The sequence below is a fragment of the Nocardia cyriacigeorgica NBRC 100375 genome, assembly GCF_000308555.1.
GTDB classification, from domain to species: Bacteria; Actinomycetota; Actinomycetes; order Mycobacteriales; family Mycobacteriaceae; genus Nocardia; species Nocardia cyriacigeorgica.
This window is the reverse complement of record NZ_BAFY01000012.1, coordinates 1-10,918: the sequence shown is the minus strand read 5'-3', so window position 1 is coordinate 10,918 and position 10,918 is coordinate 1. Positions and strand designations below refer to the sequence as shown.

Below are 10,918 nucleotides of genomic sequence, written 5' to 3'. Positions count from 1 at the left end.
TCAGCTCGACCAGCGCCATATTGCGCACATCGTCATCGCTGATCATCTGCTCGCCCTCGCCCATCAGGCGCGAGCGGGCGCAGATCACGCGCACCGCGTCCTCCAGCGGCAGACCGCCCGAGATGTAGGCGCCGGCGACCTCGCCCATGGAGTGACCGACGACCGCGGCAGGTTCGGCGCCGTGCGCGCGCAGCAGCGCGGCCAGGCCGAGCTGGATGGTGAAGATACCGACCTGCGAGGTGCCGACGTTGTAGTCCTGCGCGTCGTCGAGGATCATCTCGCGAATGGAGTAGCCGGCCTCGTCCTGCACCAGCTCGTCGACCTCGTCGACGGTGCGGCGGAAGATCGAATTCTCCTGGTAGAGCTGCTTACCCATCTTGCGGTGCTGGGCACCGAAACCGGCGAACACCCACATCGGGCCCTTGATCGCGGGGGCGTCGGCGGTGAACACGCCGGTGCCCGGCTTACCCGCCGCGATGGCGCGCAGACCGGCGACGGCCTCCTCGTGGTTCTTGGCCAGCACCACACCGCGCGAGCGCCAATGGCTGCGCTTGGCCAGCGAACGGGCGACGTCGGCGAGCGGAACGTCCTTGCCCGGCCCCTCCAGCCAGTCGGCCAGTTCCGCGGCGGCACGCTTGCGGCGCGAGGGCAGGTAGCCCGACACCGGAAGGATCACCGGCAGCGGTTCGGCGCGGTCGGCCGACCATTCCGGCTCCGCGGCAACGACTTCGGCTTCGGCGACGATGTTCTCGGCCTCGGCCACCACATCGGTGGTCTCGGCGTCGGTCTCTTCGGCAGCCTCGGCCACCGCCTTCTTCGACACGTACTCCTGCAACACCACATGCGCATTGGTGCCGCCGAAACCGAAACCGGAGATACCGACCGTCGCGACGCCGCTGTAGCGCGGGAATTCGGTCGGCTCGTCGACCACCTTCAACCGCGCCTGCTCGAACGGAATGAACGGGCTCGGGGCCGAGTAATTGATGTTGGGCGGCAGCACATTGTGCTGGAACGCCATGACCACCTTGGCCAGCGCGGGCACACCAGCACCGGACTCCAGGTGGCCGAAATTGGTCTTGACCGAACCGAGCAGCACGGGCTTGTCGGCGTCGCGGCCGCGGCCGACCACCCGGCCGAGCGCGTCGGCCTCGATCGGATCGCCCAGCGGGGTCCCGGTGCCGTGCGCCTCGATGTAGTCGACGGCGGAGGGCTTGATACCCGCGTCACGGTAGGCGCGGCGCAGCACATCGGCCTGGGCGTCGGGGTTCGGGGCGAGCAGGCCGTTGGAGCGGCCGTCGTTGTTGACCGCCGAACCCTTGACCACCGCGTAGATGTGGTCGCCGTCGCGTTCGGCGTCGACCAGCCGCTTGAGCACGACCAGGCCCGCGCCCTCGGACCGCACCATGCCGTCGGCGTCGGCGGAGAAGGCCTTGATGTGACCGTCCTTGGCGACGCCGGGCGCGAAACCGAGCGTCGTCATCGGCATCAGCAGCATGTTCACACCGCCGGCCAGCGCCAGATCGGCCTCACCGTCGCGCAGCGCGCGCACCGCTTGGTGCAGGGCGACCAGCGTGGACGAGCACGCGGTGTCGACAGTGACCGACGGGCCGCGGAAATCGTAGAAGTAGGAGACGCGGTTGGCGATGATGCCGTTGGAGCTGCCCATGATCGCGTACGCCTCGGCGGACGCGGGCAGGGTCGGATCCGGGTCGGCGAGACCGAGCGCGGCGATCATCTGGAAATCGCTGGTGGAGGAGCCGATGAACAAGCCGACCGGTGCGCCCTTGAGTTCGCTTGCCGGAATCCTGGCGTGCTCGAGCGCCTCCCAGGTGAGCTCCATCATCAACCGCTGCTGCGGATCGACGCGCTCCACCTCGACCGGCGACATGGCGAAGAACTCGGCGTCGAACCCCTTGACGACGTCCTGATCCAGGTAGCCGCCCAGGGTATTGCCCTCGGCGACGGCCTGGGCCACGGCGGGTTCGCTGAGGAACTCCGACCAGCGGCCCTCGGGCAGTTCCCGGATCGCGTCGCCGCGGTTCATCAGGAATTCCCAGGTGGATTCCGGGGTGTCGCCCGCGCCGGGCAGCCGGGTGGACAGGCCGACGATCGCGATGTCGTGCGCCTCGCCCGGTGCGTAACCGGCGGTGTAGGACAGCTCGTCGGAATCCTCGGCGGGCAGCTCCGGCTCACCGTTGACGATGACGTCGGCCAGCGAGGCGATGGTCGGATGCTGGTAGACCACCGTCGCGTTCAGCACCACGCCGGTGAGCTCCTCGATGTCGCCGCCGAGGGCCATCGCATCGCGCGAGGCCAGCCCGAATTCCTCCATCGGACGGTCGACGGTGATCTGCTCGAGCGGCTGACCGGTCGCGTCGGCGACCCACTTGCGCAGCCATTCGCGCAGCTCGGCGACGGAGATGTCCGGGTTGGCCGGGGCTGCGGCGGTGGCAGCCGAATCGGCCTCCGCGCCGGGATCGACGTGGTGGTTGTCGGTCGTCTCGGGAGCCATGCCCTCGTTCTCAGCCATCAATCCTCAAGCTACCTGTAAGCGCGCTGGGCGCGGCGGCGAATGGGCACCGTCGCCCATCTCTTAGCGACGCCCAGCCGGCGGGCATCGGTTGGTCGAACACGAAGTCTCTCGAACAGCCATATCGGTCGACGACCCGGCCACTGTTTCAGCGTGCCAACCGAAAAAGCGGACAGGGCATTCGGCCCGCCGCGGCATGCACCGCGACGGGCCGGGAAACTCACTCCTCCGGGGCGTCCGGGAAGGCTTGCTGGGTGTAGCCGCCCCGCAAGGTGCCGCCGATGTACTCGGCCTTGCAGGCCCGGCGGGCGATCTTGCCGCTGGAGGTGCGCGGAATGGAACCCGCCGGCACCAGCAGCACATCGCGCACGGTGACGCCGTGCCGCTGCGAGATGGCCGCGCGCACCGCGTCGGCGATCGGCTGCGGATCGGCCTTGCCCGCGCCCGGACCACGCTCGGCGACGATGACGAGCTGTTCGGAGGCGTCGTCGGCGTCGAACTTCAGCCCCGAGTGGCTGCCCTGCTCGAATACCTCGGCCGGCAGCTGATTGGCCGGGACCGAGAACGCGGCGATGAAGCCGGGACGCAGCGCCTTGCTCGCCTCCTGCGCGGAGTACTCGAGGTCCTGCGGGTAGTGGTTGCGGCCGTCGACGATGACCAGGTCCTTGACGCGGCCGGTGATGTAGAGCTCGCCGTCGAAGTAGACGCCGTAGTCGCCGGTGCGCATCCAGTTGCCGTCGGCCGGGGCGCCCTCGGCGTGGCTACCCGATTCCTGACGCTGGGTGAGCTTTTTCTGGAAGGTCGCGGCGGTCTCGTCCGGGCGGCCCCAGTAGCCGATGCCCATGTTGTTGCCGTGCAGCCAGATCTCACCGACCCGGCCGTCGGGCAGTTCGTGCCCGCCGCCGTCGGATTCGACGGTCTCCGGATCCACGATCACAGCCCACTGCGACAGCGCCACATAACCGCAGGACACCTGCGCGATGGCGTTGGGGGCGCTCGGATCCACCTTGACCATGCGGCCCGCGTTGAGCTCGTCGCGGTCGACGTAGGTGACCTTGGCCTCGTCCTCGGCCTTGGTCGCGGAGACGAACAGCGTCGCCTCGGCCATGCCGTAGCAGGGCTTGATCGCGGTCTTGGGCAGACCGTACGGCGCGAAGGCCTCGTTGAACTTCTTCATCGACGAGGTGGTGACCGGCTCGCTGCCGTTGATCAGGCCGATCACGTTCGACAGGTCCAGCGACTCGCCGTTCTTCGGCAGACCACGGGCGGCGGCATGCTCGAAGGCGAAGTTCGGCGCGGCCGCGAAGGTGCCCGCGCCGTCGGAGACCGCGGCCAATTCCTTGATCCAGCGGTACGGGCGGCGCACGAACGCGCTCGGCGACATGATGGTGATGTACTTACCGCCGACCGCGGGCAGGATCACCGTCAGCAGGCCCATGTCGTGGAACAGCGGCAGCCAGGTGACGCCGCGGGAATTCCAGTCCAGGTTGATCGCGTCGACCATCTGCAGCAGGTTGGTGCCGACGGCGCGGTGGGTGATCTCCACACCGGCCGGGACCCGGGTCGAGCCCGAGGTGTACTGCAGGTAGGCGATGTCGTCGACGGCGATGTCCGGGCGGACCCAGCTCTCCCCGACGCTGTCGGGAATGGCGTCGACGGCGATGATGCGCGGGCGCTGAGCGGCGGGCAGCGAGCGGAAGAACTGACGCACCCCGGCCGCGGAGGAGCTCGCGGTGAGGATGGCCGACGGTTCGCAGTCACCGAGCACCGCGTGCAGGCGGTCGGTGTGGCCGGGCTCGTCCGGGTCGAACAGCGGCACCGAGATGGTGCCCGCATAGATGGCGGCGAAGAAGGAAACCACGTAGTCCAGGCCCTGCGGTGCGAGGATCGCGACCCGGTCGCCCGGGTTGGTCACCTGCTGCAGTCGGGCGGCCACCGCGCGCAGGCGCACCCCGAATTGCTGCCACGTCAGCTCGTGCACCTCACCGTCTCGCTCGCGCGAGTAATCGATGTAGCGGTACGCGAGCGTGTTCGCGTCATTGCGTGTGTGCTTCTCGACGTGATCGACCAGGGTGCGACCTTCGGGAATTGTGATGTTCCCGTTTTCGTCCAGGTAATCGTCGAAAGTCTCGTCCATTCCTTCTCCTCCGAGGCACACGCAGCCAGACGACGACATTCGCCGCTGTTACCTGTGAGGCCCCGACTCGCTTTCGCCCGCGGGAGCTCGGGTATCAACCGAGCCGGCCCTGCAGATTTTTGTTGCGGTCTGCGCGGTGACCGCCTATCGGCTAGATGTTCTCAAACCAGAGACATGTTACAGAGAAGAGCCACTCACTCGTCCCGCAGCAACGGAATCACTGGGGCGAACGCGTCCATCTGGGTGGGGAACACGCCCACGTAGGACATCCCTGTGAGTTGGCGCACCCGGCGGATCTGTTCGGCGATTTCCTCGAACGAACCGATGGCCACGTAGGGCGAGTTCAAGATCTCCTCGACCGTGAGCTTCACATCGACCTCGAGATCGGGGTGCAGGCCGCGGTCGATCGCCGACAGCGCCATCTCCGCGGTCTTCTCACGGTCATCGGTGATGACGATCGCGGTGATCGCCCAGTTCAGCTCGATCTGGTCGAAGCGCTCACCGGCGGCTTCCTTGATCAGGTTCACCTTCTCGATGGTCTTCTCCATGGTGATACCGGAGAGCAGACCCTTGCCGTTCTTGGTGGTGACCGGAACGACGGAGATGATGTCGGCGTGCTTGGCGGCCAGGCGCAGCATCTTCGGACCGCCACCGCCGGTGCACAGCGGCGGACGCGGGCCCTGCCGCGGACGCGGGGTCCCCTTGATGCCGTTGACCTGGTAGTACTTGCCCTGGAAGGTGCATTCCTGACCGCGCAGCAGCACGTCGAGGATGGTCAGCGCCTCGTCCAGCTTGGCAAGGCGGATGCCCGGCGAATCGTATTCGAGCCCGGCGGCGAGGAACTCGTCCTGCTTCCAGCCAGCGCCCAGTCCCACCTCGAGCCTGCCCTTGGACAGCACATCGATGGTGGCAAGGTCCTTGGCCAGCACCACCGGGTTGCGGAAACCGTTCGCCAGCACCGAGGTGCCGAGCCGGATCCGTTCGGTGGCCTGGGTCAACGCGCCCAGCGCGGCGATCGGGCCGATCTGGTCACCGAGGTGGTCGGGCACGACGAAGGTGTCGAAGCCGTATTCCTCGGCCTGCTGCGCCGTCTGAATGAACTTGCGGGCACCGCCCTCTTGCTTGTTTCCCTCACCCGCAGCCGCGAAGCGGAACGGACGCAGTGGCGAACCCAGCGCGCTCAACTCACCAGCCGGTGCGGCGGCTTCAGTCATGAACTCATGCTCCTGGCTATCGGAAATTGCCTGCGCGCACCCGCCGCCTGGAACGGGGCGGGCTCGCGATCATCAGCGCACTTTACAGCGTGACGGTGGGGTCGGACCGCGCCGTCCGGAGTTCTGCCGACCTCACGAATGCGGCGGCCGCGGAGCCGCCTCGATCAGGCCACTTGCCCAGTTGGCGGTCCACTGGGTAGCGGTGGTGCCATTGGGATCGACCACAAATCCGTTGTAGAGCGCGTGCACCGGATTGCCCACCGCGCCGATGAGGGTTGTGAGGCTGCCGACGATGTTCGTCGGACGCAGTGCGTCTCGCGGCGCATCGCAGATCAGGTCGGTCGGCGCGCAGATCGTGTACGTGCGGTCGGCGACCGAGCCGAACCCGCCCGGCCGCGGCCCGGTCATGGTGATACCGGGAACGTTGAGACCGGCGAGGGCGACCTCGGCACCCACCCCTGGTGGGACGGGTCCGACCGGAATCGCATGACCGGGCCCGGTCTCCCCGGTGCGGCGACCGTCGGCGATCAGGGTGACGCCGAGCAGCAGATCCTCGGGAATCGGGCCGTTACCCGCGCCGACCTGAGCCGCGATATCGCCGGCGATCACCGCACCTTGCGAGAAACCGGCGAACACATATGAGGTCAGCGGGCATTCGGCGTGCCGCTCGGTGAGCGCGTCCACCATCTTGCGGGTGCCTTCGGAACGGCTGTTGTTATAGGACTGCTGGCCGTCCGGCGGGAACGCGATCGGGTTCGAGAACTGCGCGACGTACGGCACGGTGTAGATATCGAGCCGCTGGGCCGGGAACTGCTCTCGCAACGGCCCGGTGACGTTCAGCATCAGCGAGGCCGGATTCGCGGTCGGATTGTGCGGATCGTCGTTGCTGGCCGACTCCCAGGTGCCCGGCACCGCGATCATCTGCACATCGGGGCAGCTCGCGGGCTGGCTGGTCGGCCGCTCTTCGGGCGGCTTGGGACCAGGCTCCGGTTCCCGCAACCGCCCGGCGAGCAGATACCAGGCCAGTACCACCACGATGACCACCAGCACCGCGAGTGCGAGCAGCACCAGGCAGCCCACCGGCCTCGACCGGCGGGATCTCGAACCGCGACGCGCGCTCACTGACAGTACGTCTGCTTCGCGACGTCGATGTAGATCTTGCCTGCCTGCTCGACGGGCATCTTGGACGGATCGAACGCCGGATCGGCGCCGGCCATGGCGTTGGCGTAGATCGCGATCTGATCGTCGGGCTGACCCGCGGCGACCGCACCGCAGACGTAGTTACCGATGGTGATGGCGTCCTGCGGGTTCGACGGGTTGACGCCCTGCTTGTTCAACTCGGCGAGGAACTTCTTCTCTTTGTCACCGAGATCGCCGGTCTCGGCGGGCGGGAGGTCCTCGGCGGGCACCGGAGCCGGGCGTTCCTGCGGCGCGGGCGCCGGGCTGTCCTCCGGGCTCGGCTGCGCGGGCGGCGCGGTCTCACCCTCGGGCGCGGGCGCGGCAGAGGCGGATCCGGGCGCCGACGTGGCCGCCGACGTGGAGGGGGTCAGCGTCGGCGTGCTCGACGCCGTCGAATCGTTGTCGCCGCAAGCGGCGAGCAACGCGGATGCGGCGATGGCCACCGCAACGCCGACTACCTTGCCACGGGTCCGATACATGAAAGTCCTTTGTCTTTGGCCGCTGGCGCGGCGGGGTTTGCGGCCCCTGGTGTCTCGTGTTTCCGCGGCCGCTGCTTACCTTCGGCGTGCGCAACGACCGCGGAAACACGAGACGGGCCGCAAACCTCTCAGGTTTTCCGGGGGGCGAACACCGAGGGTAATACCCAGTCGGGGATACGGCTGCTCGGCTCGGAAGTGTGGCACATGACACAGTCGTTGGTTCGACCCGTCCGGACTTCCCGACCGGCGCTGACCTGGCCAAAGCTCAGGGATGCACTTGGGCCTTGCCGTCGCGGATGGTGATGAAGCCGGCCTGGAAGTTCTGCTGGACGCCGCCGGGGATGGCGAACTCGTCGCTGATCGGATAGCCGAGGCGGCCGTTCTCGTAGCCCGCGTCGCGCCAGGCGTCCATGATCGGGCCGTTGCGCACCGCCCAGGCGCCCGACAGCGGGCTCCAATAGATGTTGCCGCCCTCGAAGCGGCTGTAGCGGCCGAGGTCCTTCAGCGGCTGTTCCGGCGAGGCCGGGAAGCCGAGCCAGCTGTTCTCGAAACCCATCTCGGCGTACTTGCCGAGGATCAGGCCCTCCACCCGGTGCACACCGGTGGCCGGGCTGAAATACATCGGCCCGCCCTCGAATCCCTGCACCGCGCCGTCGCGATTGGGGGTCTTGATCTCCGGTCCGGTCGGATAGCCGGCGGGACCGCCCTCGAAGCCCTGCCTGCCCCACTCCTCGAGGATCGCGCCGCGCACCACCTGTGCGCCGGTCTGCGGAGTCCAGTACAGCGAACCATGCTGGAAGGTCTGCAATCTGCCGCGCCCGTCGGGCAATCCGCGTTCCGGGCCGGTCGGCAGGCCGAGCGCACCGGCCGGTCCCGCGGCCGCCTGGTAGCCGCCGCCGATCATGCCCGCGACCGGATGTGCGCCACCGTCTTTCGAGAAGAACACCCGGCCGTGCCGGAAGTCCTGGGCCACACCGCCGTTCACCGGGTACTCGCCGGTCAGGCAGTCGCCGAGCCAGCCGTTGGCGGCGACCACCGGGCCGATCGCCCCACCCACCTCGCAGGGCGGCTTATCGGCTTCCACGCCGAGCGCGGCGGCGGCCTGCGGCCAGGACTGGCGCATCTCGAAATCCCAGTACGGCCACGAATGTGTTCCGGAGGCACGGTAGTTCACCTGCACCGGGATGCTCAGGTCGCCGAGCTTGGTGACGAAATTCTGCGACGTCATCCTGGACAGGATCTCCAGGCCCATGCCCGCCAGGTTGGTGCTCACCCCTGGCACCACACCGCTCGGCGCGTCGTGCGGGCCGGTCGCGCCGGAACCGCTGGAGACGTAGAGGCTGATCCCCTTCAGCTTCTCGGCCAGCAGATACGGGTCGTGCTCCTCCCACAGCGGGCTGGTCGGCGGGCCCCACATCGCGGTGGAATCGAACCCGCCGGCATCTCGCATGGCGAACTGGATCGCCTGCGGCATGCCGAGCGTCGTGGTGGTGAGGAAACCGGAATAGGAGGCGGCGTACTTGACGAAATCCTTGTTGCGGGCCGCCAGGAACATCGCGGCCGTGCCGCCCATCGACAGCCCTTCCATGCCACGCACATTCGTGGCCCGCCACTGACCCTCGAGCAGCGGCGGGAGCTCCTTGGTCAGGAAGGTCTCCCACTTGTAGTTCTTGCCGTTGTTCGGCTCGAGCCAGTCGGAGTAGAAGCTGGACTGCCCGCCCACCGGAAGCACCACAGTGACGTTCTTGTCGGCGAAGAAATCCACCGCGCCCGCATCCTTGATCCAGCCGCTGACCTCCTCGGTGGCGCGCAGGCCGTCGAGCATGTACAGCACCGGGAACTTCGCGTCGGGGCGGGTGTTCCAATCCCTGGCCAGCAGCAACCGGACCTGGATCGGTGCGCCCATGGCGGGCGAGTTCACCCACAGCTCGACATGCCGGTCGGTGTGCCAGATGACATTGCGTATCGAGGCCGGTGCGGCGGCGGTGACCGCGGGCTGGGCATCGGCGGCGGGCACTCCCATCACGCCGAGACCTGCCGCGAAGGGCAGCACGAGCCCCGTGGCGAGCGCGGGCAGGATCATGCGCGGCTGCCGGCGCAACCGTGCGCCGCCACCCTGCCTACCGCGCGACATACCTACCACAGGGATGTTTGTACCCCGGTCGGGCCGCGGTTCCGTGGACGACGCGCCCACAGCAAACCATTTGGTTCGCCGCGGGATATTCACCGTCGGCTCCGGCCACACCGGCAAAAGAGCCGTATTCGCTTACCGCGCAACCGAACACGGGTCACCCCACAGCAAACGGCGCCGCTCGCTTCCGGAGAAACGAACGGCGCCGTCGAGCGCGTCAGCGACCGATGGTCACCAGCCGCCGGTGGCGTCCAGGAACATCTTGCGGGAGGCGAACAGCTGCCCCTCCCAGTACTTCCAGCTGTGCGTACCGACCGCCGGGAAGTCGAAGTGCGCCGGGATGCCCAGCGACTTCAGGCGAGCCTGGAAGGCGCGGGTGTTCACCAGCGACAGCGCCTCGAGGGCCATCGCGTTACCGGTGTTGAACACGCCGATCGCCGAGTTCGGGTGATCGTGCGGGCCGGGCAGGCCGCTGGCCGCCGAGATGTACATCGGCAGGCCCTTCAGCTGCGGCGCGAACACGAACGGGTCCATCCGCAGCCAGGCCGGGCTCCACGGCGCGGCCATCGAGTCGACGTTGTAGCGGCCGGCGTCGAGCATCGCGATGCGGATGGCCTCACGCATACCGGGCGCGGAGATGTTCAGGTAGCCGGAGTAGGACGCGGCGGCCTTGAACTGATCGCGGTGGTAGGCGGCCAGCGCCAGGGCGGCGCTACCACCCATGGACAGGCCGGCGACCACGTTGTTGGTGCGGGAGACGCCGTAACCCTCGAGGAAGGTCGGCAGCTCCTTGGTCAGGAAGGTCTCCCACTTGTAGGTGGTCTTCTGACCGTTGGTGTTGGACGGGGCGTACCAGTCGGCGTAGAAGCTGGACTGGCCGCCGACCGGCATCACCAGAGTGATGTTGTCATTGGCGAACTGCTGCATCGCGTTGGTCTCGAACGACCAGGCGTTGCGGTCGTCGCGGGCCCGCAGGCCGTCGAGCAGGTAGAGCGCGGCGTTGCCGCCACGGGCGGCCCACTGCACCTGAACCTTGATCGGACCCATGCTCGACGGAACCATCAGTTCCTCGTAGCCGCCGGCGGGCGCCCGCAGCGCGGGGCCGTGCACCGGAGCCGCGATGGCGGCGGTCGGAGCAGCCACACCCGCGGCGATCGGCAGCGCTAGCGCCGCAGCGCCGACGGCCAGAATCCGGTTACGCCAACTGCGAGGCGCGCCTCGCCGTCCCGTGGTCCTCTTCGGGGCGGC

7 protein-coding genes are annotated in these 10,918 nt (G+C 68.1%); all 7 read right to left on the bottom strand.

Annotation, left to right across the window (positions count from 1 at the left end; translation table 11 throughout):
* A partial coding sequence (locus RJ05_RS00810) for a type I polyketide synthase (protein WP_156090785.1) occupies window positions 1-2,530 on the bottom strand: 2,530 nt, incomplete at its 3' end.
* Between the two features lie 220 nt (window positions 2,531-2,750).
* Window positions 2,751-4,667 (bottom strand): long-chain-fatty-acid--AMP ligase FadD32, encoded by a 1,917-nt coding sequence (gene fadD32, locus RJ05_RS00805; protein WP_036531767.1) that lies wholly within the window; start codon window positions 4,665-4,667, stop codon window positions 2,751-2,753.
* A 194-nt stretch (window positions 4,668-4,861) separates the two neighbouring features.
* Window positions 4,862-5,881 (bottom strand): LLM class F420-dependent oxidoreductase, encoded by a 1,020-nt coding sequence (locus RJ05_RS00800; RefSeq protein ID WP_014348444.1) that lies wholly within the window; start codon window positions 5,879-5,881, stop codon window positions 4,862-4,864.
* Window positions 5,882-6,013: 132 nt separating this feature from the next.
* Complete coding sequence (locus RJ05_RS00795; protein ID WP_373365042.1) at window positions 6,014-7,003, bottom strand: cutinase family protein; 990 nt, start codon at window positions 7,001-7,003, stop codon at window positions 6,014-6,016.
* On the bottom strand, window positions 7,000-7,539 hold the full coding sequence (locus tag RJ05_RS00790) for a DUF732 domain-containing protein (RefSeq protein WP_036531760.1): 540 nt from the start codon (window positions 7,537-7,539) through the stop codon (window positions 7,000-7,002). Before RJ05_RS00790 ends, RJ05_RS00795 begins: the two co-directional genes overlap by 4 nt.
* Window positions 7,540-7,804: 265 nt before the next feature.
* On the bottom strand, window positions 7,805-9,673 hold the full coding sequence (locus RJ05_RS00785; RefSeq protein ID WP_081597097.1) for an alpha/beta hydrolase-fold protein: 1,869 nt from the start codon (window positions 9,671-9,673) through the stop codon (window positions 7,805-7,807).
* 228 nt (window positions 9,674-9,901) lie between these two features.
* On the bottom strand, window positions 9,902-10,861 hold the full coding sequence (locus RJ05_RS00780) for an alpha/beta hydrolase (RefSeq protein ID WP_036531756.1): 960 nt from the start codon (window positions 10,859-10,861) through the stop codon (window positions 9,902-9,904).
* Between the last annotated feature and the right edge of the window lie 57 nt (window positions 10,862-10,918).